This is a genomic window from Kutzneria kofuensis (assembly GCF_014203355.1).
GTDB classification, from domain to species: domain Bacteria; phylum Actinomycetota; class Actinomycetes; order Mycobacteriales; family Pseudonocardiaceae; genus Kutzneria; species Kutzneria kofuensis.
In genome coordinates, this window is the sequence record NZ_JACHIR010000001.1 from 1,751,546 (window position 1) to 1,775,241 (window position 23,696).

Genomic DNA, 23,696 nt, shown 5'->3' on the forward strand with positions numbered 1-23,696 from the left:
CCCTGCACCGGTGCCGCTCGGCCCTACGCGGCTGACGCCCCTGGTGACGGTCGAGCCGCCGCCCGAACCCGCGCGCGTGTGGCCGTTCCCGATCCGAACGGCGCTGCTCGGCCTGGCCGGCATGGTGCTGATCGCCGGCGGCGGCATGGGCGCGGGCGCCACCCTGATCCACGACCCGCTGCTGGCCAACGGCGCGTTCAACTGGATCCGCTACGGGCACGGCATGATGCTGGCCACCTGGATCCTGTACGTGGGCCTGGGCCTGTCGATCTGGGCGTGGATCCGGCTCGGCCGGCACGCCCGGGCCGGCCGCGTGAACCACGCGTACATGATCCGGGTCATCGTCATGTGGATCGCGCCGCTGCTGATCGCGCCGCCGCTGTTCAGCAAGGACGTCTACAGCTACCTCGCGCAGGGCGACCTGGCGCTGCACGGCCTCGACCCGTACGGCGTCGGCCCGTCCGCGCTGCCCAGCGCCCTGTCGGACAACGTCAGCATCGTCTGGCAGAACACGCCGTCGCCGTACGGGCCGCTGTTCGTGCTGCTGGCCAAGGGCATCGTCGCCGTCACCGGCGACGGCCTGACCAGCCTCATCAGCGGCGTCATCGCCATGCGGCTGGTGCTGGCCATCGGCTTCGCCATGCTGTGGTGGGCGCTGCCGCGGCTGTGCGCCAAGCTCGGCGGCAACTCCTCGGTCGCGCTGTGGCTGGTCGGCGCCAACCCGCTGCTGGTGGTGCACCTGATCGGCGGCGCCCACAACGACATGCTGATGATCGGCCTGATGGCCGTCGGCGTGGTGTTCGTGCTTGACCGCAAGCACGTCGCCGGCGTGGCGCTGCTCGCGCTGGCGTTCTCGGTGAAGGCCACCGCCGTCATCGCGCTGCCGTTCCTGATCTGGGTGTGGATGCGGCACATCCCGCTGGGCACCCGCAGCTACCGGTTCGTCCGGGCCGCGTCGGCGGCGATCGGGGTTTTCGGCGGCGTGTTCGTGCTGTGCACGCTGGCCGCGGGCGTGGATCTGGGCTGGATCCCGGCGCTCGGCGGATCGTCCATCGTGATCAACTGGCTGTCGCTGCCGTCCGGCATCGGGCAGGCCTGCTACACCGTGCTGAGCTGGTTCGTCGGCCTCGGCGACGTGCAGCCGTTCGTCACCGTCGCCCGCACCCTCGGCACGCTTCTGCTGCTGTACATCCTGGTCAAGCAGTGGTGGCTGGCCCGGGAGGGCGGCAACGACGCCATCCGGCGGGCCGCGGTCTGCATGGCCGCCTTCGCCCTGCTGGCCCCCGTGACACTGCCCTGGTACTTCAGCTGGGCGCTCGTGCTGGGCGCCGGCTTCGCGTGGGGCACCGCCGGGTTGACGCTGGCCGCGTGCGGCTCCGTGTGGCTGCTGCTGATCACCTATCCGTCCGGCGGCACCGCCCTGTACGACTGGGGCTACCTGTTCGTCATCCTCGGCGTGTCCGTGCTGGCCGCCGTGTCGCTGCTCAAGCCCGATCCGCTCAAGCTGTCGCTGCGGACCATCTCCGACGCCCCGGAGAAGGCGCTGAGGCATCACCCGTGAGCCTGGAGGCCGCGTACGCCCGGTGCCGCCGGCTCAACGCGCACCACGGCAAGACGTTCTACCTGGCCACCCTGCTGCTGCCCGCCGACCGGCGGCCCGCCGTGCACGCCCTGTACGGCTTCGCCCGGCTCGCCGACGAGGTCGTGGACAACCCCGGCTCGTCGCCGGCGACCGAGCTGGACTCGTTGGAACGGCAGCTGAAGGCGGCGCTGACGGGGTCCTCCTTCGAGCATCCCGTGCTGGCCGCGCTGGCCGACACCGTCGGCCGGTACGACATCGAGCACGCCCTGTTCGCCGAGTTCCTCGCCTCGATGCGGATGGACCTGCACCAGTCCGAGTACGCCTCGTACGCGGAGCTGCGGACGTACATGCGGGGCTCCGCCGAGGTCATCGGGCTGCAGATGCTGCCCGTCCTCGGGACCTGTGCCTCCGGCGCCGAGCCGTACGCCGCCGCCCTGGGCGAGGCGTTCCAGCTGACGAACTTCCTGCGGGACGTCGCCGAGGACCTCGACCGCGGGCGCGTCTACCTGCCCGCCGACGAGCTGGCCGCCTTCGGCGTCGACCGGGCGCTGCTGGAGTGGTGCCGGGCGTCGGGGCGTGGGGACCGCCGCGTTCGGGCCGCCCTGGCCCACCTGGCCGCCCGCACGCGGGCCGTCTACCGCTACGCCGCTCTCGGCATCCCGCTGCTGGCCCCCGAGTCGCGGCCGTGCGTGTCCGTGGCCTTCACCCTGTACCAGGGCATCCTCGACGAGCTCGCCGCCCGGGACTACGACGTCTTCGGCCGGCGGGCCGTCGTGCCGACCAGCCGCCGGCTCGCCGTGGCGCTGCCGGGGCTGGTCCGCGCTTTCCTCGCCCGTTAGTTCCGGCCGGCTGGTTGTTCTGGCCGGTTAGTTCTGGTCGTGCTCGCCGGCCAGCTTGCAGGCCTGCTTGGCGTCCGCCGCCGGCACGCCGTTCGTGGTCATCTGGTTGACGCAGGTCGCCTTCGCCAGCACCGCGCCGAACGCGCAGCCGGTGACCACCTGCTGGTTCATCGGGTCGTGGTGGTCGACCAGGTACTGGAGGCAGTCCTGGGCCGCCGCCTGCGCCGGCGCCGCGGTCAGCAGCGGCGCCGCCGTCCCGGCCAGCAGGGCGACGGCGATGCCGGCGGTACGGGCCATCCGTGACATGGGGATCCTCTCGGAGGGGGTGTGCCGGCCACCCCACCGCCGCACCGCCCCCCGCTTCAAGCCCGCCAACCCCTTCGAGCGACCCCACTCACCCAGAAGTGGCCCCTGATGTTCGGAAAGGACCATTCCTCAACTCGGAGTTGAGGAATGGTCCTTTCCGAACAACAAAACCTTGCCAGATCGGACTGGGGGTGGTATTGAGCTCAGAAGGCGCTGGCCTGGGCGCGGCGTTTGACCTCGCGGCCGCGGTCGCCGCGCAGCGCCTCGATGGGTGTGCCGGGCAGGGTGTCGTCGGCGGTGAACAGCCAGGTGAGGATCTCGTCCTCGGCGTAGCCGGAGTCCTTGAGCACGGTGATGGTGCCGGACAGGCCCTTCACGACGGTGTCGCCGGCCAGGAACAGGGCCGGGACGATCAGGATCCCGTCCCGGCGGCAGGCGAGCAGCTGGCCGTCGCGCAGCATCTGGTGCACCCTCGTCACGGGCACGCCGAGCCGCTCGGCGACGTCGGGCAGGGGCAGGACTTCCAGGTCGGGGCTGAGCACGTCGGCAGCGACGGGGATGGCACTCACGCGGTCACGATGCCACAGCCCGGGCCTCGCTGCCGAGTCCGATTCGCCTCCTTCACAGATACCGTCGGGGGACTCCCCTACCATCGTGTGCCGTGGGAACCCAGAGCGCGAACCTGATCGGGGGGCTGCTGGAGCAGCGGTACCGGGTCAACACCCTGCTGGCGCGCGGCGGGATGTCCACGGTCTACCGGGGTGTCGACACCCGCCTGGAACGGCCGGTGGCCATCAAGGTGATGGATCCGAGGTTCTCCGACGACCAGTCGTTCATCGACCGGTTCGTCCGGGAGGCCCGCACCGCCGCCCAGCTGCACCACCCCGGCGTCGTCGGCGTGTACGACCAGGGCGTGGACCGGTCGCCGACCGGTGACCACGTCTTCCTGGTGATGGAGCTCGTGGACGGCGGCACGCTGCGTGACCTGCTGCGCGAGCGCGGGGCGCTGGAGCCGGCACTGGCGCTGAGCGTGCTGGAGCAGGTGCTGTCGGCGCTCGGCGCGGCGCACCGGGCGGGCCTGGTGCACCGGGACGTGAAGCCGGAGAACGTGCTGATCGGCCGCGGCGGCGCGGTCAAGGTCGCCGACTTCGGCCTGGTCCGGGCCATGGCCAGCGCGAACACGACCAGTGACGACATGATTCTCGGCACGGTGGCGTACCTGTCCCCCGAGCAGGTGGCGACGGGCGCCTCGGATCCGCGCAGCGACGTCTACTCGGCCGGCATCCTGCTGTACGAGATGCTGACGGGCGTGCCGCCGTACACCGGCGACAACCCGATCTCGGTGGCGTACCGGCACGTGAACGACGACGTGCCGCCGCCGAGCGAGGCCGCCACCGGCAGCATCCCGCCCGCCCTCGACGACCTGGTCCTGCGGGCCACCCGGCGCGACCCGGCGCTGCGCCCGCTGGACGCCGACGCGCTGCTGGCCGAGGTGCACCGCACGGCCATGTCGCTGGGCCTCAAGACGGTGCCGGTGCCGATGGTGGCGGCCAGCCCGCAGCCGGACGCGACGATCCGGGTCCGCGACGACGGCCCGCCGACGGAGAAGTTCAGCCCGATCACGGCGGCCACGCCGGTGCCGTCGCTGGCGCCGACGATGGTCGCGCCGCCGGCGCCGCCGCTGAACCCGATGGGTCCGATGGGCACGAGGGCGATGTCGCGAGCGGACATCGAGGCGAACGCCGTCACCGCGCGGCACGCCCCGATCCGCGCCCAGTCGCCGGCCGACCGGTACCAGCAGCAGCGCACGAAGAGCCGCCGCGCGTTCTTCATCTGGATGGCGGTGATCGTGGTGCTTGCGGCGGCGATCGCCACCACGGCGTGGTGGCTGGGCTCGGGCCAGTGGGCGCAGGTGCCGACCGTGAAGGGCCTGCCGTCGGCGGCCGCCGAGCAGAAGATCCGGGACGCCAACCTGCAGTTCACCGAGAAGAACGTGCCCAGCAACGATGTGCCCAAGGGCGTCGTGGTGGACGTGTCGCCGGGCGAGCAGCAGCAGGTGCGACGCGGCTCCTCGGTGGAGCTGAGCGTGTCGCAGGGCAAGCCGGTGGTGCCGACCGTGCAGCCCGGCTCCGATCCGGCGGTGGCCGACAAGCTGCTCTCCGAGCAGGGCCTGCAGTCGCTGCGGGACGCCAACAAGGACGACTTCAGCGAGAACGTGCCGGCCGGCAAGGTGCTCAAGCTGCTGCCGAATCCGGGCACGCAGGTGAACGTCGGCTCGGCGGTGGTGGTCGTGCTGAGCAAGGGCCCGGCGCCGAAGAAGGTGCCGTCGGTCGTCGGGATGCCGCACGACCAGGCGTTCCAGGCGCTGCAGCAGGCCGGCTTCCAGCCGGTGGACGGGCCGGCCGAGTTCAGCGACCAGGTCGACAACGGCAAGGTGATCCGGACCAACCCGGGCGCCGGCTCCACGGTGCCCGGCGGCGACAACAACCAGGTGACGGTCATCGTCTCCAACGCCGTGGTGGTGCCCGACCTGACCAACATGAACGCCGAGGACGCCCGCAACACGCTGAAGGGGCTCGGCCTGGACATCGACGTGCAGGGCTTCTTCGGCGGCAAGAACGGCAGGGTCTTCGCCCAGGACCAGCCGCCGGGCAGCCGGGTCAAGCCCGGCTCGAAGATCACCGTGCACGTGTTCCCGTGACCTAGACTCGCCTGATGATCGGGACTCGGGGACGCGTCACCGGCCGGATCGGCCCGGGGCTCGTCGGGGAGGTGATGATCGCCGTCCGCGGCGGGGTCGAGGCGTTCTACGCGCACCCGATCGAACCGCAGGAGACGATCGAGCCGGGAGTGCAGGTGCTGGTCGTGGACTTCGAGCCGCCGCGCACCGTGTACGTCGAACGCTGGCGCCCCCTGCTCCCCTGACACCCCGGCGAGTCACGCTCCGGGGCACCCCGAATGTCGGTTTCCGGCACACCCTTTCGAGTGAGGGGTTTCCGTCGTTGTTGCCGTTGGCGTGCAACAAGAAGCGCCGTGGCCGTTTCTCTCCCCAAGTGTGTGTCAAGTGACATGTACTAAGTGGGAACCGAGGAATAGCGTCTGAGCTCCAAGGTGCGCCGGGAAGTCTGGTCGGCAACCACGACAAGGTCGTGGGGCGCACCAACGCGCCCCACGGGACAGAGGGGGCGTCAGAAGAGATGGACGCGAGCGTATTAGTGATCGTCGGCGGCGCGGTCGTCGCCCTGATCGTGCTGTTCATCATCCTGCGGGTGCTCTGGCGGGTGGCGGAGCCCAACGAGGCCATGATCATCTCCGGCCTCGGCGCCAAGCGCATCCAGGTCGGCGAGGACAGCCTCGGATTCAAGATCGTCACAGGCAAGGGCACCCTGGTGATGCCCGGCTTCCAGACCGCGCGCCGGCTGTCGCTGGACACGCGGTCGGCGGAGATCGTGGTGTCCTGCGTGACCAAGCAGGGCATCCCGGTGCGGGTGCAGGGCGCGGTGATCTACAAGGTGGGCGACGACTTCGTGTCCATCGCCAACGCCGCGCGCCGCTTCCTCGACCAGCAGAACGCCATGGACACCAGGATCCACAGCGTCTTCGCCGGCCACCTGCGCTCCATCATCGGCGCGCTGACCGTCGAGGAGCTGATCCGGGACCGCGAGCGGCTCACCGCCGAGGTGCGCAGCTCGTCCGCGAACGAGATGAGCAAGCTGGGCCTGGTCGTCGACTCGCTGCAGATCCAGGAGATCGACGACGCGTCCGGCTACATCGCCAACCTGGGCAAGCCGCACGCCGCCGCGGTCGCCGCGCAGGCCCGCATCGCCGAGGCGCAGCGGGACCAGGAGGCCACCGAGGCGGAGCAGATCGCCGCCGCGAACAAGGCGTCCGCGTGGCGTGACAGCCAGATCAAGCAGTCGGCGTTCCAGGCCGAGATCGACCAGGCGTCGGCCCGCACCAAGCAGGCCGGCCCGCTGGCCGAGGCGACCGCCCGCCAGGAGGTCGTCGTGCAGGAGACCAAGGCCGCCCAGCTGGAGGCCGACCTGTCCGAGCAGCGCCTGCAGTCGCAGGTCCGCAAGCCCGCGGACGCCAAGGCGTACGAGACCAGGACGCTGGCCGACGCCGACCGTGACGCGCAGATCGCCCGGGCCCAGGCGCAGGCCAAGGAGACGGAACTGCGGGCGGCGGCGGACGCCACCCGGGTGAAGGCGGCGGCGCAGGCCGAGGCCGAGGCCACCAAGGCCCGCGGTGAGGCGGAGGCGGCGGCCACCAGGGCCACCGGTGAGGCCGAGGCCGCGGCGGCGCGGGCGCAGGGCCTGGCCCAGGCGGAAGCCGCGCGGGCCAAGGGTCTCGCCGAGGCCGAGGCGATCCAGGCGCGGGCGGCCGCGCTGGCCGAGAACCAGGAAGCCGTTGTGGCGCAGGAACTCGCCGAGAACTGGCCGGCCATCGTGGCGGCCGGCGCGTCGGCGTTCTCCAACGTGGACAACATGGTTGTGCTCAACGGCGCCGAGGGCGTGACGGAGCTGTTCACCAAGGCGCTGTCGCTGGGCGGCGCCGGCTTCGGCATGGCCCGCCAGCTGATGGACTCGATGCAGCTGGCCAAGCCGGCCGAGAAGGCCGCCACCAACGGGTCGGTCGACGACGACTTCGGGCTTTCCCTGCCGAAGACGGAGATCTAACCGGTACCGTCGGGTTCCGTGAAGGGACTGGTACTGGGCGGCGGTCTCGCCGGCACGCTGGCGGCCGTCGCCCTCGCCGAGCACTGCGACAACGTGATCATCGTGGAGCGGGACCGGATGCCCTCCGGTCCCGAGCCGCGCAAGGGGGTGCCGCAGGGCCGGCACGTGCACAACCTGATGTCGACCGGGGCCCGTGCCATCGACGATCTGCTGCCCGGCACGATCGACGCGCTGGTGGCGGCCGGCGGGCAGCGCATCGACGTGCCGCGGCGGCTCGTCTCGTACGCGCTGGGCACCTGGAACCGCCGCTATCCCAGCAACCAGACGTTCGTCTCGGCTTCGAGGCCGCTGCTGGACTGGACGGTCCGGCGGCGGGCTCTGGACACCGGCCGGCTGGAGTACGTCGAGAGCACGGACGTGATCGGCCTGGCCGGCGGCGCGGACAAGGTGACCGGCGCGCTGGTGCGGGACCGGGACACCAAGCGGGAGTACGAGCTGACCGCCGACTTCGTGGTCGACGCCACGGGCCGGTCCTCGGCGACGCCGAGCTGGCTGACCGACCTCGGGCTGCCGGCCGTCACCGAGGAGCGGTTCGGGGCCGGAATCGGCTATGCCAGCCGGACCTTCCAGGCGCCGCCGGGCAGCGACCCGGAGTTCCCGGTGGTCAGCATCGCGTCCGAGCCGAAGTCCGACCGGTACGCGCGCGGCGGCGTGCTGATGCCGATCGAGGACGGCAAGTGGATGGTCACCTTCGGCGGGCTGCCGGGCGGCGAGCCGCCGACCGACGAGGACGGATTCATGACGTTCGCCCGAAACCTGAGCCATCCTCTGCTCGCGGACCTGATGGCCAGCGCCTTGCCGCTCGGACCGGTGGCCGGGTACCGCACCGCCGACAACCGGCGGCTGCGCTACGACCTGATCCGGCCGTGGCCGGAGGGCTTCGTCGTGGTCGGCGACGCCGCCAGCGCGTTCAATCCCGTGTACGGGCACGGCATGTCCGTGGCCGCCCGCAACGCGCTGTCCATCCGCAACGGCTTGCGCCGGCACGGAAAGGTCGCCGGCACGGCCCGGATCATCCAGGCGTCGGTGACCAGCGGCGGCCTCGACGCGTGGCAGCTGGCGGTCGGGCAGGACACGCGGAGCCAGGAGCGGCTCGAAGGCCGGACCCCGGACCTGAAGTCCCGGCTGCTGTACGCGTACACCGACCGGATGGCGCGGGTCGCGCGTGGGCGGCAGGACCTGTTCGCACTGCAGATGGACGTCTACACGCTGACGGCGCCGGCCGGCCGTGTGTTCTCGCCGCAGGCAGTGCTGGGGACGCTGCTCGGTCCGGTCGACCCGCCGGTGCTCGAACCGCCGCTGACCGCGGCGGAGCAACGAGTTTTCGCCTAGTTGCCGGCGTCGATCGCGGCCTGGAGGGACTGGGCGTAGGCCTCGCTGGTGGCGGTCGCGCCGGAAACGGTGTCGATCTTGGCGCTCTGGGCCTGGAGCGCCTCCTGCCGAAGCGTGGGGGCGGCGGAGTCGGCGATGCGCTGGCTCCGCCGGTCCGACGGCGTCTCCACCATCTGCACGTCGGTGATGGTGCTGCCGTTGAACGTCACCTGCACCTGGTAGGGGCCGAACTCCGTCTCCACCTCGGAGCCGGTGACGGTTCTCGTGCCGTTCGCGGCCGTGCTCGGCGGGCTGCCGGCGCTCGGTGTGGTAGTGCCCGTTCTAGCGGTGCCTTGTGCGCTAGCGGCGCTGGCAGTCGTGGCCGTGCTCGGGTGGTACCGCAGCAGCGGCACCAGGCCGGCGGCGGTGAGCACCAGGGCGATGACGGCTCGGCGCATTCTCGGTTTCCCTTTCCTAGGCGGCGAACGCGAAGCGCTCGGCGTGGCATTGCTCAGCGGGCACGGCCAGGGCCCGCAACGTGGTCAGGACCGCGTCGGTCATCCCCGGTGGGCCGCAGACGAACACGTCCCGTTCCCGGACGTCCGGCACGAGCTCGGCCAGGTGCGCGGCGCTGAGCAGCTTGTCGTCGACGGGACCGACCACCATGTGCAGCCGTGCGCCCATGCGCTGGGCCAGGTGACGGAGTTCGTTCGCGAGAACCGTGTCCTCCCACTGGTTTGCCCGGTACACGGCGACGACGTCTCCGCGCAGTTCCTCCATCAGCGCACGGATCGGCGTGATGCCGACGCCGCCGCCGATCAGCAGCGCGCCTCTTCGGCCGCATTTGTTCGACGTGAACGCTCCGTACGGGCCCTCGGCGAAGACTCTGGTGCCGGGCTTCAGTGTGCGCAGCCAGGCGCTGCCGTCGCCGAGCGCCTTCACCGTGATCCGCAGGCCGCAGGTGTTCGGCATCGCCGACAGCGAGTACGGATGCGCCTCCCACCAACGGTCCTTGGTGAGGAACCGCCAGAGGAAGAACTGCCCCGCCCTGGCCGGCAGCTCGTGGAGCCGCTTGCCCGTGATGTACACCGACACCACACTCGGCGATTCCGCCACCACCCGGTGCACCCGGAGTTGGTGACGGGCGTTGCGCCACAACGGAAGCAGCACCCTCGCCGCCAGGATCGCCGTCAGCGCACCGCCGTAGAGCGTCCACCAGTAGGCCGTCGCGACCGGCGACCCGACGAAGTCCCGGCCCGTCGTCACCTGGTGCAGGAAACCGAGGATCACCGCCAGGTAGGCGTACAGGTGCACGAAGTGCCATGTCTCGTACCGCATCTTCCTGCGGGCCGCGCGGGCCGAGGTCACCGCGACCACGACGAGCAGGATCATCGCCACCGTCGCCTTGAGCACGTCGCCCGTGTCGAAGACCAGCGTTCCCAGCTCCGTCACGACCGGGCTGCCGTCGCTCGCGGCGTAGCCCAGTGTGATGAACACGACGTGGGCCAGCAGCAGCCACAGCACCCAGAAGCCCGTCCAGCGGTGCCAGCGGGTCAGCTGGTCCATGCCCAGGCCCCGTTCCAGCCACGGCACCCGGGCGATCAGGAACAGCTGGAACACCAGCAGCAACGCCCCGTACAGCCCCGTCGCCCGGCCCAGCACCGTCAGCAGGTTGTCGCTCAGGCCGCCGTCCATGACCAGGAGGTCCGTCACCCACATCGCGTTCAGGCCGACCAGGGCCAGCAGCCACTGGGCCGTGGTCAGCCCCCTCGCCGGAGCGGCGGTCGAAATCGCTGTCACGGATCTGAGTCTCACCGCCCCAGGTCAGAGCTCTCTCGGGGGAAGCTGTCCATCAGCTGTGCGTGGAACTACTCATGCGCTCGCAGTCCCAGCGTGGCTACCGTCGGCGACATGCGGATGCTCCCTGTGCTGGTGGTGTCTGTCGTGCTGCTGTCGGCCTGCGGCGCCGGCGACGACCTGAGCGATCGGCAGGCACGGTCCGTCGCCGGTGCCCTCGGCTCCCACCTCGAGCCCGACGCCATGGGCTACGCCCGTGCCGCCATGGCCGCCCAGCCGGGGCTCGCCGTGCTCGAGGCCACCGACCTCAAGGCGTCCGGGCCGACCGATCCGCGGGCGCATCTCGTCATCCGGCTGCAGTACGCCACGTACGAGAACGACTCCTTCTACCGGAGCCACCCGACCTGGCATCCCGTCTGCTACGGCTTCGACCTCAACCGCTTCGGGACGCTCAACGGTCCCGAGGTCGTCGACTGCCCGGCCACCGCCCCGATCAAGCCGCCTCCCGTGCCCAGCACGAACATTCCCGCCGGCGACGCCGATGCCCTGCGGTCCGTCCTCGCCGCGCTGCCGCCGTCCCCCGCCGATGCCCAGGTGCAGGCCGCCTTGGCGGCGGGCCTGCCCGCCCCTCCGGTCGACCCCGTCACCAAGCTCGCCGGCGTGGCCCCGCGGGTCCTCTCCACCGTGCACGGCCCCGACATCGCCGTCGCCATCCGCGGCGGCGACTACTACGCCGGCTACCAATGTGTGCTAGGCCTCCGGCAAGGAGGCAAAGTCCTTGTGTGGCAACCATCTCACGCGGAGCTTCGGCCGGGCGAGCTCGCCTGCGAGCCGGACGAGGCCCTCGCCCGCGACGGCGTCACCCCGCCCCACTGACCCTGCCGGCTTCGTGTGGTTGGCTGGAAGTCGGGGGGTGCTCAGCTCCGATGATCTTCGCCCAGTGCGCGCACGGACGCCAGGTACCTGCCGTAGACCTCGTCGAACCGTTGCACACCAGCGGGATCCTTGGCGAACTGCCGGTCGACCCGGACGGTGTCGGCGACGGCCGCCTTGAGGTCGGGCCACACGCCGACGCCGATGCCGCCGAGGACGGCGGCGCCACGGGCGCCGGCCTCGGTGGTGTCGGTGATCTCGATGTCGACGCCGAGCCCGTCGGCGAACATCCGCGGCCACACGGAACTCCGCGAACCGCCGCCGGAAAGCCTGGCCACGGAACCCATCGGGAAAGCCTCCCGCAGCGCCTCGACATGGGTCCGGTGGTTGCACACGACGCCCTCGTACAGAGCGCGCAGCAGGTGCCCGCGGGAGTGCCAGCCGCGCATGCCGAGGAACGACGCCGAGGCGCCGGGGCCGTGCGGGGAGCCGTAGAGGAACGGATGGAAGATCACATCGGACGGATCTCCCGCCACGGCGAGGATTTCGGCGTCGATGTCGTCGTGCGGGATCGGGCCGGTGACGGTGCGCAGCAGCCAGTCCAGGTTGGTCGCGGACGCGGGCGAGGTGGACATGTTCAGCCACCGGTTCGAAGTCAGGAATCCCCTTGCCTGCCAACGTGTGTCCGTCGACACGGAGTCGGAGATCACCTGGTTGACGCTGAACGTGCCGGCCATCAGGGAGAGCTGGCCGGCATGCAGGACGCCGTCACCGATCGCGGCGCCGTCGACGTCGTGCGCCCCGACGACAACCGGCGTTCCGACGGCCAGCCCGGTCCGCTCGGCGGCCTCGGCCGTGACGGTGCCGACGACCTCGGCGCAGTCCCGAATCGGCGGCAGCTTGTCCCGCAATCCGCTGAGCCCCAACAACTCCAGCGCACGGTCGCTGTACTCCCCCGTCCGTACATCGCAGAACGAGGCGCAGGCCTCGGTACGGTCGGTGGCGATCTCGCCCGTCAGCCTGAGCCGCAGCCAGTCCTTGCAGAACAGCAGCCAGCGCGCCGACTCCATCACGGCCGGCTCGTGGCGCAGCAGGTGCGCCGCCAGCGCCGCCGGTGCTCCCTCGAACGGCACCAGCCCGGTCAGCGCCAGCAGCTCGTCGAACACCGGCCGCCAGCGGTCGACCTCTTCGTACGCACGGGAATCCATCGCCGTGATCCCCGGCCGCACCGGCCGTCCGGCGGCGTCGACGGCGTAAATGCCGTCGTTGTGGCCGACCACGCCGACTGCCAGGATCGGCCCGGGAGCCTCCACCGTGCACTGTCGGATCGCGTCGGCGGCAGCCGTCCACACGTGGTCCATGTCGCGCTCCACCCAGCGCGGATGGGGATTCACCGTGGGACAACGGGTTGAGCCGACCGCCACGGGTCGTCCGGTGAGGTCGAACAGGACGGCCTTGGTCGCGGTCTGACCGGCGTCGACCCCGAGCAAGTAGCCCGCTGTGCGCACCAAGTCCTCCTTCAGCTCAGTCGCCGGTGGCCGTCGATGGCGTCGTGAATCCGGACCGCCGCGCGGTCCTTCGCCGTCACCGCCGGCGTGTGCGTGCCCATGTGCCCGACTGCCGCCGCCGCATACGCCAGCGCCTCTTCCAGTCCGTCCGCGAGGAACCCCGCCAGCAAGGCGTCGCCCGCGCCGACCGTGTTTCGTGGACGATCCACGACGACCTCCCCGTGCGTGGCGCCTCGTTCGTCGACCAACACCGCCCCGTCGCCACCCAGGCTCACCAGCACCGCCCTCGCTCCTGCACACCGCACCGCGTCCGCCGCCTCGACGACCTCCGCAAGCGTTTGCGGCCGTTGTCCCACGAGCTCGCTCAGCTCGTCCAGATTGGGTTTCACCAGCCAGGGCCCCGCTCCCGCCACCGCCTTCAGCGCCGCCCCCGAGGTGTCCACCGCCACCGGCCGCGCCGACCTCTCCACCAGCTCCGCGTAGAAGTCGCTCGGCATCCCCGGCGGCAGGCTCCCACTCGCCGCGATCAGCTCCCCCTCCGCTGCCAACGCCATCTCCAGCAGCCTCCGGCGGTCCTCATCGGACAGTTCCGGCCCCGGCTCGTTCACCTTCGTCACGGTGCCGTCGGGTTCCAGCAGGCTCACGTTCGTCCGCACCGCCCCGGCGATCCTCGCCACCTCGCACGGCACACCCGCCGCCGCCAGCAACGCCGCCAGTTGCCCGTCCGCCGGCAAGACCGCCTTCGCTGCGTGACCGTTCACCAGGAGCGCCTTCGCCACGTTCACCCCCTTCCCGCTCGGCTCGACCACCGGGGCCGCGGCGCGGTGCACCTCGCCGCGGACGAGGGAGGCGATGGCGAGGGTGCGGTCGATGGCGGGATTGGGAGTGAGGGTGACGATCACGCGGGCACCTCGTGGGTGGCGGGAGCGGGGGCGGGTGGCCCGGGTGGCGGCCCGGACACGGTGGCGGCGGCCGGCTAGTCCCGCTTCGGTCCGGAGTCAAGGGCGCCGAGGTCCAGGTACGCGGCGAAGGTGCCCAGCCAGTGGTCGGCGCCGTAGCCGTTGCCGAACACGTAGCTCCAGCCGGCGGTGCGGTGCCGGTCGGCGGCGGCAACGGCCAGGTCGGCGAACCGGGCCGGCAGCGCCGGGGCCAGGTTCCGCCAGCACCAGCTGCGGCTCAGCGCCAGGCCGGCGAGGTGGGACTGGTACGCGTCGGTGGGGTCGTCGACGACGACGGGCTCCCGCAGCGAGGCCCAGCGAGGGGCGTCGAGGTCGGGCAGGAACGCCGAGAACCAGGAGGCGAACTCCGCCGCCGGCAGCACCCGACGCATGAGGTCGGCCTCGATCAACGCCGGCGACAGGAAGTCGTACGCATCCGGCTCGTAGGCGCCGTAGGCGACGTCGGAGCCGTACCAGCGATTGGCGGCGTCGACGCAGCTGGCGGCCAGCTCCTCGTCGCCGACGGCCCTGGCGGCGTCCAGCACCATCCCCGCGGCGTAAGCGGTGTTCAGGTGGGTGCCGACGCGCAGCGGCAGGCGGCAAGCGGTGATCCACTCCAGCCAGCGCCGACGCAGCACGACGGCCAGGGGGCGCAGGGCGGCGGCCCAGGGGAAGTCGGCCAGGCGGAGCTCGGCGTCGAGGGTGAGCAGCCACGCCCAGCCGTAGGGGCGCTCCCAGTGCCGCCCGGTCTCCGATGCGAAGAAATCGGCCTCGACCTGGCAGTTCTCCGGCGTCAGAAGATCGTCCAGAACGGCGCCGCCGTCGATGGGCAGCGACGGCAGCAGGCGCCGTAACCGCACGATCAGCCAGGTCTGGTGCACGCATGAATGCCAGTCGAACGAGCCGGCGAACGCGGGATGCCGAACCCGCTGCGGCACGAGCTCCTCGTCACTGGAGATCACGTGGGTCCAGTGCACCGGATGGTCACGCCGCACGTTGTCGACGGCGGTCCGAAGCAGGGCGAGCGCGTCGTGGGTGCTCAGGCCCGAGACGGGTGTCGAGGTCATCGCCACATCCTCCCCGACGACGGCGGGCCCAATGACACCAAGAACGCCGCATCGCGACCGATCAACCGGAGTCACCCCTTACCCTGGAGCCCGTGAACTGGACCGTGGACGTCCCGGTGGACACGCTGCCCGAGCTGCCCCCGCTGCCCCCGACGCTGCGCCGGAAGCTGGACGACGCGCTGGCCCGGCCGGCCGCCCAGCAGCCCGAGTGGCCCGACGCCGAACAGACCAAGATGGCCCGCACCGTGCTGGAGAGCGTGCCGCCGATCACCGTGCCCGCCGAGGTCGACCTGCTGCGCTCCCGGCTGGCCGAGGTGGCCCGCGGCGAGGCCTTCCTGCTCCAGGGCGGCGACTGCGCGGAGACATTCGCCAGCAACACCGAGCCGCACATCCGCGCCAACGTCCGAACACTGCTGCAGATGGCCGTGGTCCTCACCTACGGCGCGAGCCTGCCGGTGGTCAAGGTCGCCCGGATCGCCGGCCAGTACGCCAAGCCGCGCTCGCAGGCCCTGGACTCCCTCGGCCTGCCGGTCTACCGCGGCGACATCGTGAACTCCCTGGTCGCGACGCCCGAGGCACGCGTGCCGGACCCGTCGCGCATGATCCGCGCCTACGCCAACGCCAGCGCCGCGATGAACCTGCTGCGCGCGTCCACCGCGACCGGCATGGCCGACCTGACCAAGGTCCACGACTGGAACAAGGACTTCGTCCGCACCTCCCGCGCCGGCGAGCGCTACGAGGCGCTGGCCAACGAGATCGACCGCGGCCTGCGCTTCATGAGCGCCTGCGGCGTGACGGACACGTCCCTGCACACCGTGGAGATCTTCGCCAGCCACGAGGCCCTGCTGCTGGACTACGAGCGGGCGATGCTGCGGCTGGACCTGGACAACCAGGGCGAGCACACCAAGCTGTACGACCTGTCCTCGCACTTCCTGTGGGTCGGCGACCGCACCCGCCAGCTCGACGGCGCGCACCTGGCGTTCGCGGAGCTGATCGCCAACCCGATCGGCCTGAAGATCGGCCCGACCACCACGCCGGAGATGGCCGTCGAGTACGTGGAGCGGCTGGACCCGAACAACACGCCCGGCCGGCTGACGCTGATCTCCCGGATGGGCAACCACAAGGTCCGCGACGTGCTGCCGGCCATCGTGGAGAAGGTCACCGCGTCCGGCCACCTGGTGGTCTGGCAGTGCGACCCGATGCACGGCAACACCCACGAGTCGACCACCGGCTACAAGACCCGCCACTTCGACCGCATCGTCGACGAGGTGCAGGGCTTCTTCGAGGTGCACCGCCAGCTCGGCACGCACCCCGGCGGCATCCACATCGAGCTGACCGGCGAGGACGTCACCGAGTGCCTGGGCGGCGCGCAGGAGATCTCCGACGACGACCTGGCCGGCCGCTACGAGACCGCCTGCGACCCGCGGCTGAACACGCAGCAGTCGCTGGAGCTGGCGTTCCTCGTCGCCGAGATGCTCAGGCAGTGACAGCGGTGCTCAGGCGGTGACGCGGTCGATCGGCGCGATCTTGGTCAGGGCCAGGTAGGTCACGGTCGCGCCGATCAGCACCATGAGGTCCAGCGTCACGACGCCGAGCACGGACCGCCAGGTGGCCAGCGCGAACAGGCCGGCCACCCACGACACCACGACGAACACCCGCGTGCCCTGGTAGAACCACCACTTGGCGCGCGCCGTGTAGTGGCTGAGCAGCCCCCACCCGACGGTCGCCAGCGCGACCCACTCCAGCGTCATCGGCACGGAGTTCCGCGGCAGGAACGCGCAGAAGTCGTCCGGCGCGGAGAACACGGCGATGCCGATCACCGACAGGCCGGCGTTGCTGGCGGTGATCACCGCCAGCGAGAGCACGAGCGCCGCCAGCAGTCGGACCGGGCGGACCCGTCCGGGCGTGCTGGTGGGCAACTCGGTGGCCATGGTGGTGCTCCCCTGCGGCGGCTGGCGCAAGTCACGCTACCCACAAGAGAAACCCATCAGACTCGGAAAGATGTTGATGCCGGCTTAGAGGACGCTGGGAACTTCCTGCCTGGTCAGAGCCCGATCCGCGTCCTTGGCGGGCAGCGTGGCCGGCAGCGTGACCCGCAACCACGCGCCGTGCTCGCTCGGCTGCACACCGGCGTGGCCGCCGTGCGCGGCGGCGATCGCGGCGACGATGCTCAGCCCCAGCCCGCTGCCGTCGGCGAGCGCCCCGGCCGCCCGGCTGCGGGAGGCGTCGCCGCGGAAGAACCGCTCGAACACCTTGTCCCGCTGCTCGGCGGAGATGCCCGGCCCCTCGTCGACGACGTCGATCACCTCGTGCTCGCCGTCACGGCTGATCCGCACCTCGCTCGCCGTGCCCGGCGGGGTGTGCGCACGCACGTTGGCGAGCAGGTTGGCCAGCACCTGGTGCAGCCGGGCGCGGTCGCCGCGCACCACGTGCTCGCCGTCGTCGGCGACCAGCCGCACGGTTCGGGCGCAGTCGGCCGCCCGGGCGTCGCCGACCGCGGTCTCGGCCAGCGCCACCAGGTCCACCGGGCTGGACTCCAGCGGCCGGCCCTGGTCCAGCCGGGCCAGCAGCAACAACTCATCCACCAGGGCGGCCATCCGCTTGGCCTCGTCCTCCACCCGGCGCATCGCGTCGGCCAGGGCCTCCGGGTCGGTCAGCGCGCCGTGCCGGACCAGCTGGGCGTAGCCGGTGATCGACGTCAGCGGGGTGCGCAGCTCGTGGCTGGCGTCGGCGACGAACTGCCGCAGCCCGTCCTCGGCGGCCTGGCGCTGGGTGAACGAGTGCTCCAGCCGGCCCAGCATCTGGTTCAGCGAGTTGCCCAGCCGGGCCACCTCGGTCGGCGAGTCGTCGACCCGGACCCGGTGCGACATCTCGCCGTCGGCGATCAGCTCGGCGGTGTCGGTCATCCGGTCCAGCGGCCGCATGACGAACCGGCTCACCCGCAGCGCCAGCACGGCGGCCATGGCCAGGGCCAACGCCGTCACCACCGCCTCGATGGCCACCAGCTGGTAGATCGTGGCCGCGGACAGCCGCAGCGACTGCGACACCATCAGGTGCCGGCCCTCCGGCAGCGCGCCGACCATGATCCGGAAGTCGTCGCCGCCGCTGACCGTCACCGGCGACCGCTGCAGCTCGAGCGAGCGCAGCGTGCCCAGCGGCGGAATCGGCAGGCCCTTCGCGGCGCCGTACTGGTGCAGCACATTGCCGTCGGCGTCGAGCACGGTGATCGCGCACAGGTCGTCGTTGGACTGGCCGATCGGGACGGTGCCGTCCGGCCGGACCTTGTGCACGTACGTCGACAGCGCGTCGGCCACCTGGCTGTCGGTGCGCTTGAGCAGGTAGCTGCTCAGTGCGAACACGCCGACCACGTCGGCGGTGAGCAGGCCGGCCGCGGTCACCGCGAGCACCCCGACCAGCAGCCGGGACCGCAGCGATCGCAGGCGCAGCCAGCGCAGCATCGTGGTCACCGGCCGCCCGCCGGCACGGTCGACGCCCGCAGCAGGTAGCCGACGCCGCGGACGGTGTGGATCAGCGGGTTGTCCTGGTCGTCGAGCTTACGGCGCAGGTAGTAGACGTAGGTCTCGACGATGCTGGAATCGCCCTGGAAGTCGTAGTTCCACACCTGGTCGAGGATCTGCGCGCGGGACAGCACCCGGCCCGCGTTGGTCATCAGGTAGCGCAGCAGCTGGAACTCGGTGGCCGACAGCCGCACCAGCTCGCCGTTGCGCCACACCTCGTGCGTGTCCTGGTCCAGCTCGACGTGCCCGACCCGCAGCCGGTTGCTCGGCGCCCGCTCGGTGCGGCCGCGCTTGAGCAGCACGTTCACCCGCGCCACCAGCTCGTCCAGGTCGAACGGCTTGGTCACGTAGTCGTCGCCGCCCAGGGTCAGGCCGTGCACCTTGTCCTCGCTGGCGTCCCGCGCGGTCAGGAACAGCACCGGCGCGTCGATGCCGGCTTCACGCAGCCGCGTGCACACGCCGAAACCGTCCAGGTCGGGCAGCATCACGTCGAGCACGATCACGTCCGGTCTGCTCGCCACCGCCTGCTCCAGCGCCTGCCGGCCGTTGGTCGCCGACACCACGTCGAAGCCGACGAACTTCAGCGCCGTCGTCAGCAGGTTGACGATGTTGTGCTCGTCGTCGACGACCAGGATGCGGTGCTGGGCTGGTGGGGTGGACACCCCACCATTAGAGCAGGACCGCCCGACGGTGGCCCCGGAGTCGAGACTCCGGGGCCACCGCGGGCTTCACTTGTTGACCGGCCACGGCTTCGGGGTGGGCTCCCCCGGAAGGAACAGCATGCCCAGGGTGAAAATCCTCATCGTCGTTCCTCCCTCCGTATGAATGGCACACACGTCCGCCCGGCAGGAATCGAACCTGCATTACCGGCTTCGTAGGCCGGTGTCGTGTCCGTTGGACCACAGGCGGGAATGAGGTGAATGGAATCGGTCGGGTCGCGTGGGACAGGGCCGTCGCGCCCAAGGGAGTAGGGCTGGGGGCGCGGCCGTCACCGCTGCGGCCGGCCCCGTTGCCGGCCCTGCCATGCACGTCACGTGACCCGACCGACCCAGGGCCGCGTCACCGTGACGGTGCGCAGGCCTCCCATCGGCCGAGCACTCGGGAGAATCCGTTGCTCGCCATGAACACAAGAATGCCCGGGTCTTGCGACCCGGGCAATCTATTTTCGGTGAGTAGTTTTGCTCAATCGCAAGCTCAGCCGCAGTGCTCGATGTTCGGCTTCGCAGCTCAGCCGAAGAAAACCTCAGCCTCCGTCAACCGCTCCTCCGGAACGGTCTTCAGCTCGGCGGTGGCCTCGGACAGCTTCACGCGCACGATGTCGGTGCCGCGCAGGGCCACCATCACGCCGAAGTCGCCGTCGTGCACCGCGTCCACCGCGTGCAGGCCGAACCGGGTGGCCAGGACGCGGTCGTAGGCGGTCGGGGTGCCGCCGCGCTGCACGTGGCCGAGCACGACCGCGCGGGACTCCTTGCCGGTGCGCTGGGCGATCTCCTCGGCCAGCCACTGGCCGACGCCGCCCAGGCGGACGTGGCCGAACGCGTCCAGCTCGCCGCTGTGCAGCACCTCGGCGCCGCCCTCGGGCACCGCGCCCTCGGCGACGACGATGATCGGGGCGTACTGGCGCTCGAAGCGCCGCTCCACCCACTCGACGACCTTCTCCACGTTGAACTGGCGCTCGGGCACCAGGATCACGTTCGCGCCGCCGGCGATGCCGGAGTGCAGCGCGATCCAGCCGGCGTGCCGGCCCATCACCTCGACGACCAGGGCGCGGTGGTGCGACTCGGCGGTGGTGCGCAGCCGGTCCAGCGCCTCGGTGGCGATGTGCACCGCGGTGTCGAAGCCGAAGGTGTAGTCGGTGGCGCCCAGGTCGTTGTCGATCGTCTTCGGCACGCCCACCACCGGGATGCCGTCGTCGGTCAGCCGCTTGGCGACGCCCAGCGTGTCCTCGCCGCCGATCGCGACCAGCGCGTCGACCTTGTGCTGGGCCAGCACCTCGCGGATCTTCTCGACACCACCCTCCTCCTTGTAGGGGTTGGTGCGCGAGGAGCCGAGGATGGTGCCGCCGCGGGTGAGGATCTCCTCGACCTCGTCCAGGCCCAGCTGCTTGGTCAGGCCTTCGATCGGGCCGCGCCAGCCGTTGCGGAAGCCGATGACCTCCCAGCCGTGGGCCTCGATGCCCTTGCGGACAACGGCCCTGATCACCGCGTTCAGGCCCGGGCAGTCACCACCGCCGGTCAGCACACCGATGCGCATCTGCTTGCCTCTCTCACAGTTCGGGTAGATGTGGCCGGCGTCACTGGCGACCCTCGTGTTACGAGAGCGTGTCATGCCCTGTATCGGTGCAGCAAGGCACCCCCGGAATTGTCACCGCACGACGTTGCCGCGGCGCAGCCGCTCGGCCTCCATCGCCTTCCACCGGGCCAGGTTGTGCCGGGCGTCGGCCAGCGCGTCGTGGGCGTCCGACGGCGGCTGCGGCAGCTTCGGCCGGCCCAGGTCCTCCCAGCGTTGCCGCAGGTCACGGGTGAACCGGGGCAGCTCGCGGGGCAGGTCCGGCATCGCGCCCCACAGCTGCGCCAGCGCCACGTGGTCGTACGCGGCGAACCACGCCCACAGCTCCGCGCTCTCGCCGTTCGGGCTGACGAAGTTCAGCAGCTCCTGCCGCATCCGGCCGCGGCTCATCCACACCGGGCTGGCGGGCGGCGGCAGCTTCGGCAGCACGTTCTGGCGGACCCACTGGCCGGCCCGGTCCGGGTCGAACTCGGTGGACACGGCGTAGAACTCGCGGCCTTCCTCGTCGACCACACCGATCGACACCAGGTCGATGGTGCGACCGTCCTCGATGAACTCACAGTCGTAGAAGAACCGCACGGCGTGCAGCGTAGGCGGTTTGTTCGAAGGACCCTCAGCTGGGCACCTTGTCGGCGCGCGCGGGCTCCGTCGGGGCGCGCGGCGCGGGCGTCGCGACCGCCTTGGCCTCCTTCAGCTTGGCCGCGTAGACGTCCACGTACTCCTGGCCGGACAGCTCCATCAGGGCGTACATGACCTCGTCGGTGATGGACCGCTCGATGAACCGGTCGCCGTCCATGCCGTGGTAGCGGGAGAAGTCCAGCGGCTTGCCGATCTTGATCCGGATCGGGTACGGGTACCACATCTTCGAGCCGATGGGGTTGGCCTTGTCGGTGCCGAACATGGCCACCGGGATGATCGGCACGCCGGCCTCGAGGGCCACCCGGGCCATGCCGGTCTTGCCCTTGTACAGGCGGCCGTCCGGGGAGCGCGTGCCCTCGGGGTAGATGCCGATCAGCTGGCCGTCCTTGAGCAGCCGGACCAGCGTGTCCAGGGCGCCCTGCGCGGCCGCGGCGCCCGAGCGGTCGATCGGCACCTGGCCGACGCCGGTGAAGAACATCCGCTTGAGCGCGCCCTTGAACCCCTTCTGGGTGAAGTAGTCGCTCTTGGCCGGGAACGTGATCCGGCGCGGCACCATCAGCGGCAGGAAGAACGAGTCCGACACGGCCAGGTGGTTGCTGGCCAGTATCGCGCCGCCGGTCTCGGGCACGTTCTCGAGGCCCTCGATCCTGGGCCGGAAGAACAGGCGCAGCAGGGGGCCAAGCAGGACGTACTTCATCACCCAGTACAGCACCGCGGCGTGCGCCTCCTCATGCCGATCCTGAGCGGATCAGCCTACGGAGCGGCGGCCGGTCGGCACAACGAGCAACGCCCGGCTCGGCCAGGCGGGCAGATAGTGATCGAGGGAACGGCTGTTTCACCCCCACTCGTGCGAGGATGGAGCGACCACGTGCGTGGAGGCCGGGTGACTGGGCGAGGCAACACCGATGGACCGGAGGACGTCGACGCGGCGTTCGCCGAGATCGTCGCGGGCCTGGAACGGGACGGCATGGGCGTGCGCTGGCCCGAGGACCAGCCCGCGACCAGGCAGGACACCGCGCAGGAGACGACCGCGGCCGAGGAGACCCGGCCCATCGAGCCGCCGCAGCCCGCCGCCGCTCCGCCGCCTCCCGGCTGGCGCACCAGCGACAAGGAATGGGACTGGGCCGCCGCCTCCGACGAGGAGCACTACGTCCCGCCCGACCCGCCCCCGTTCCCCCGGCCGCGCCCGCTGACCGTGCTGGCGGTGGTGCTGATCGTCATCGGCGTCGGCCTGCTGGCGTTCCCCAGCGTGATCGGCCTGCAGACCCAGGTCGCCACCCCGCTGGCGATCATCGCCCTGACCAGCGGCGTCGGCTGGCTCCTGCTGCGCATGCGGCACGGCCCGCCGCCGAGCGACGACGACGGCTCCGGCGCGCAGCTGTAGGGGTTGCATCTCCCGTCGGGGGAGGTTGCAGGCTGGGTCGGTGAACGGCGACGCGCTCCACTCGATCGGGGATCTGGCCCGACGCACCGGCTTGACGGTCAAGACCGTCCGCTTCTACTCCGATCGCGGGATCGTCTCGCCGGCCGACCGAAGCCCGACCGGCCACCGCCGCTACGGCCCGGACGCCGTCGCCCGCCTCCACCTGGTGCGAACGCTGCGTGAACTGGGCCTGGACCTGGCCACGATCCGCCGCGTGCTGGACCGCGAGGCGACCCTGGCCGAGGTCGCGGCCGCGCACGCCGAGGCGCTCGCGGCCCAGATCCGGCTGCTCGGCCTGCATCGGGCCGCGCTGCTCGCGATGGCCGGCGGGGCCGAATCCGAGGGGATGGACCTGGTGCGCGAACGCCGACAGCTGATCGACGACTTCCTCCACGCCGTGCTCGACGACCCGGGGATCCGGCGTTCGCTGACACCGGAACTCCCGCCGAACCCCACCGCCGACCAGCTGCGTGCGTGGTCGGAACTGGTCGAACTGATCCAGGACGGCGACTTCCGCGACAGCATGCGGCGGCTGGCCGATCAGCACGTGCCGACGACGCCACCGAGGCGGGACGTGGTTGCGCTGGTGCGCGACAGGGCGGGATCCGCCGTCGCCGCGGGAATCCCTCCGGAGTCGGCGGAGGCCGGCCGGATCGTGACGGCGGTGACGGCCGAACACGGCCCGGATCTGCTGGCGCGACTGGAGACCGCGAACGACCCGCGGCGCGACCGCTACCTGCGGCTGCTCGCGGTGATCAACGGCTGGGCGGCGCCCGAGGACGTCGCACCGGCCGTCGACTGGTTCATCCGAGCGCTGCGCACCGCCTAGAGATTTGTCCGGAAGCACCCGGGTTTCCCGGGCACTTT

At 71.3% G+C, this 23,696-nt stretch carries 23 protein-coding genes and 1 tRNA gene; 10 read left to right on the top strand and 14 right to left on the bottom strand.

What is annotated here, in order from left to right:
- Positions 1-10: 10 nt before the first annotated feature.
- Entirely contained in the window at positions 11-1,561 is a 1,551-nt protein-coding gene (gene mptB / locus BJ998_RS07965; protein WP_312889987.1) for a polyprenol phosphomannose-dependent alpha 1,6 mannosyltransferase MptB, read from the top strand.
- Positions 1,558-2,421, top strand: coding sequence for a phytoene/squalene synthase family protein (locus BJ998_RS07970; protein ID WP_184859875.1), 864 nt, complete (start codon positions 1,558-1,560; stop codon positions 2,419-2,421). Before mptB ends, BJ998_RS07970 begins: the two co-directional genes overlap by 4 nt.
- A gap of 27 nt (positions 2,422-2,448) precedes the next feature.
- On the opposite strand, the gene BJ998_RS07975 is transcribed toward BJ998_RS07970, so the two are convergent.
- Together BJ998_RS07975 and BJ998_RS07980 are read right to left on the bottom strand one after the other, a co-directional pair.
- Positions 2,449-2,727 carry a hypothetical protein gene (locus tag BJ998_RS07975; protein ID WP_184859877.1) on the bottom strand — a complete coding sequence of 93 codons (279 nt, stop codon included), beginning with the start codon at positions 2,725-2,727 and terminating at the stop codon, positions 2,449-2,451.
- A gap of 203 nt (positions 2,728-2,930) precedes the next feature.
- Complete coding sequence (locus tag BJ998_RS07980) at positions 2,931-3,296, bottom strand: Rv2175c family DNA-binding protein (protein WP_312889988.1); 366 nt, start codon at positions 3,294-3,296, stop codon at positions 2,931-2,933.
- A 92-nt stretch (positions 3,297-3,388) separates the two neighbouring features.
- Between BJ998_RS07980 and pknB the strand changes: the two genes are divergently transcribed.
- The 4 genes from pknB (at position 3,389) to BJ998_RS08000 (ending at position 8,798) form a co-directional block, all read left to right on the top strand.
- Positions 3,389-5,428: a Stk1 family PASTA domain-containing Ser/Thr kinase gene (gene pknB / locus BJ998_RS07985; RefSeq protein WP_312889989.1), complete on the top strand. Its 2,040-nt coding sequence runs from the start codon at positions 3,389-3,391 to the stop codon at positions 5,426-5,428.
- A 14-nt stretch (positions 5,429-5,442) separates the two neighbouring features.
- Positions 5,443-5,652 carry an NfeD C-terminal domain-containing protein gene (locus BJ998_RS07990; RefSeq protein ID WP_184859882.1) on the top strand — a complete coding sequence of 70 codons (210 nt, stop codon included), beginning with the start codon at positions 5,443-5,445 and terminating at the stop codon, positions 5,650-5,652.
- Positions 5,653-5,924: 272 nt separating this feature from the next.
- Positions 5,925-7,406 carry an SPFH domain-containing protein gene (locus tag BJ998_RS07995; protein ID WP_184859883.1) on the top strand — a complete coding sequence of 494 codons (1,482 nt, stop codon included), beginning with the start codon at positions 5,925-5,927 and terminating at the stop codon, positions 7,404-7,406.
- Positions 7,407-7,424: 18 nt separating this feature from the next.
- Positions 7,425-8,798: an NAD(P)/FAD-dependent oxidoreductase gene (locus BJ998_RS08000; protein WP_184859885.1), complete on the top strand. Its 1,374-nt coding sequence runs from the start codon at positions 7,425-7,427 to the stop codon at positions 8,796-8,798.
- Here BJ998_RS08000 and BJ998_RS08005 read toward each other — a convergent pair.
- Together BJ998_RS08005 and BJ998_RS08010 are read right to left on the bottom strand one after the other, a co-directional pair.
- Positions 8,795-9,235 (bottom strand): FMN-binding protein, encoded by a 441-nt coding sequence (locus BJ998_RS08005; protein WP_184859887.1) that lies wholly within the window; start codon positions 9,233-9,235, stop codon positions 8,795-8,797. The genes BJ998_RS08000 and BJ998_RS08005 overlap by 4 nt on opposite strands.
- Before the next feature lie 16 nt (positions 9,236-9,251).
- Positions 9,252-10,577: a ferredoxin reductase family protein gene (locus BJ998_RS08010; RefSeq protein ID WP_312889990.1), complete on the bottom strand. Its 1,326-nt coding sequence runs from the start codon at positions 10,575-10,577 to the stop codon at positions 9,252-9,254.
- A 111-nt stretch (positions 10,578-10,688) separates the two neighbouring features.
- On the opposite strand from BJ998_RS08010, the gene BJ998_RS08015 reads away from it, so the two are divergent.
- Entirely contained in the window at positions 10,689-11,450 is a 762-nt protein-coding gene (locus tag BJ998_RS08015; RefSeq protein WP_184859889.1) for a hypothetical protein, read from the top strand.
- Between the two features lie 41 nt (positions 11,451-11,491).
- Here the strand turns inward: BJ998_RS08015 and BJ998_RS08020 are convergent, their stop codons facing one another.
- The 3 genes from BJ998_RS08020 to BJ998_RS08030 all read right to left on the bottom strand — a co-directional run bounded on the left by BJ998_RS08020 (position 11,492) and on the right by BJ998_RS08030 (position 14,960).
- A complete protein-coding gene (locus BJ998_RS08020; protein ID WP_221337915.1) occupies positions 11,492-12,955 on the bottom strand; it encodes an FGGY-family carbohydrate kinase in 1,464 nt (487 codons plus the stop codon).
- Between the two features lie 11 nt (positions 12,956-12,966).
- Positions 12,967-13,857 carry a 1-phosphofructokinase family hexose kinase gene (locus BJ998_RS08025; RefSeq protein ID WP_184859893.1) on the bottom strand — a complete coding sequence of 297 codons (891 nt, stop codon included), beginning with the start codon at positions 13,855-13,857 and terminating at the stop codon, positions 12,967-12,969.
- 74 nt (positions 13,858-13,931) lie between these two features.
- Complete coding sequence (locus BJ998_RS08030; RefSeq protein ID WP_184859896.1) at positions 13,932-14,960, bottom strand: DUF2891 domain-containing protein; 1,029 nt, start codon at positions 14,958-14,960, stop codon at positions 13,932-13,934.
- A 92-nt stretch (positions 14,961-15,052) separates the two neighbouring features.
- Between BJ998_RS08030 and BJ998_RS08035 the strand changes: the two genes are divergently transcribed.
- Positions 15,053-16,447 carry a class II 3-deoxy-7-phosphoheptulonate synthase gene (locus tag BJ998_RS08035; protein WP_184859898.1) on the top strand — a complete coding sequence of 465 codons (1,395 nt, stop codon included), beginning with the start codon at positions 15,053-15,055 and terminating at the stop codon, positions 16,445-16,447.
- 9 nt (positions 16,448-16,456) lie between these two features.
- Here the strand turns inward: BJ998_RS08035 and BJ998_RS08040 are convergent, their stop codons facing one another.
- The 7 genes from BJ998_RS08040 to BJ998_RS08070 all read right to left on the bottom strand — a co-directional run bounded on the left by BJ998_RS08040 (position 16,457) and on the right by BJ998_RS08070 (position 22,118).
- Positions 16,457-16,891 (bottom strand): hypothetical protein, encoded by a 435-nt coding sequence (locus tag BJ998_RS08040; RefSeq protein ID WP_184859900.1) that lies wholly within the window; start codon positions 16,889-16,891, stop codon positions 16,457-16,459.
- Between the two features lie 84 nt (positions 16,892-16,975).
- Positions 16,976-18,418 carry a sensor histidine kinase gene (locus BJ998_RS08045; protein ID WP_246489024.1) on the bottom strand — a complete coding sequence of 481 codons (1,443 nt, stop codon included), beginning with the start codon at positions 18,416-18,418 and terminating at the stop codon, positions 16,976-16,978.
- Between the two features lie 5 nt (positions 18,419-18,423).
- Complete coding sequence (locus BJ998_RS08050) at positions 18,424-19,140, bottom strand: response regulator transcription factor (protein ID WP_184859902.1); 717 nt, start codon at positions 19,138-19,140, stop codon at positions 18,424-18,426.
- A gap of 175 nt (positions 19,141-19,315) precedes the next feature.
- A tRNA-Arg gene (locus BJ998_RS08055) sits at positions 19,316-19,387 on the bottom strand.
- Between the two features lie 318 nt (positions 19,388-19,705).
- The gene (locus tag BJ998_RS08060; protein ID WP_184868516.1) at positions 19,706-20,731 is read right to left on the bottom strand and encodes a 6-phosphofructokinase; all 1,026 of its coding nucleotides are present in this window, start codon (positions 20,729-20,731) and stop codon (positions 19,706-19,708) included.
- A 111-nt stretch (positions 20,732-20,842) separates the two neighbouring features.
- Positions 20,843-21,346 carry a polyadenylate-specific 3'-exoribonuclease AS gene (locus tag BJ998_RS08065; protein ID WP_184859903.1) on the bottom strand — a complete coding sequence of 168 codons (504 nt, stop codon included), beginning with the start codon at positions 21,344-21,346 and terminating at the stop codon, positions 20,843-20,845.
- A gap of 34 nt (positions 21,347-21,380) precedes the next feature.
- Positions 21,381-22,118 (bottom strand): lysophospholipid acyltransferase family protein, encoded by a 738-nt coding sequence (locus tag BJ998_RS08070; RefSeq protein WP_184859904.1) that lies wholly within the window; start codon positions 22,116-22,118, stop codon positions 21,381-21,383.
- Positions 22,119-22,289: 171 nt separating this feature from the next.
- Here BJ998_RS08070 and BJ998_RS08075 point away from each other — a divergent pair, with 171 nt between their 5' ends.
- Positions 22,290-22,790, top strand: coding sequence for a hypothetical protein (locus BJ998_RS08075; protein ID WP_184859905.1), 501 nt, complete (start codon positions 22,290-22,292; stop codon positions 22,788-22,790).
- A 40-nt stretch (positions 22,791-22,830) separates the two neighbouring features.
- Positions 22,831-23,658: a MerR family transcriptional regulator gene (locus BJ998_RS08080; RefSeq protein ID WP_184859906.1), complete on the top strand. Its 828-nt coding sequence runs from the start codon at positions 22,831-22,833 to the stop codon at positions 23,656-23,658.
- Positions 23,659-23,696 lie beyond the last annotated feature (38 nt).

Coding starts and splice junctions, on each gene's coding strand:
- BJ998_RS08040 (WP_184859900.1), bottom strand. CDS start 16,891: ATGGCCACCGAGTTGCCCACCAGCACGCCCGGACGGGTCCGCCCGGTC.
- BJ998_RS07995 (WP_184859883.1), top strand. CDS start 5,925: ATGGACGCGAGCGTATTAGTGATCGTCGGCGGCGCGGTCGTCGCCCTG.
- BJ998_RS07990 (WP_184859882.1), top strand. CDS start 5,443: ATGATCGGGACTCGGGGACGCGTCACCGGCCGGATCGGCCCGGGGCTC.
- BJ998_RS08015 (WP_184859889.1), top strand. CDS start 10,689: ATGCGGATGCTCCCTGTGCTGGTGGTGTCTGTCGTGCTGCTGTCGGCC.
- BJ998_RS08060 (WP_184868516.1), bottom strand. CDS start 20,731: ATGCGCATCGGTGTGCTGACCGGCGGTGGTGACTGCCCGGGCCTGAAC.
- BJ998_RS07975 (WP_184859877.1), bottom strand. CDS start 2,727: ATGTCACGGATGGCCCGTACCGCCGGCATCGCCGTCGCCCTGCTGGCC.
- BJ998_RS08005 (WP_184859887.1), bottom strand. CDS start 9,235: ATGCGCCGAGCCGTCATCGCCCTGGTGCTCACCGCCGCCGGCCTGGTG.
- BJ998_RS08030 (WP_184859896.1), bottom strand. CDS start 14,960: ATGACCTCGACACCCGTCTCGGGCCTGAGCACCCACGACGCGCTCGCC.
- BJ998_RS08045 (WP_246489024.1), bottom strand. CDS start 18,418: ATGCTGCGCTGGCTGCGCCTGCGATCGCTGCGGTCCCGGCTGCTGGTC.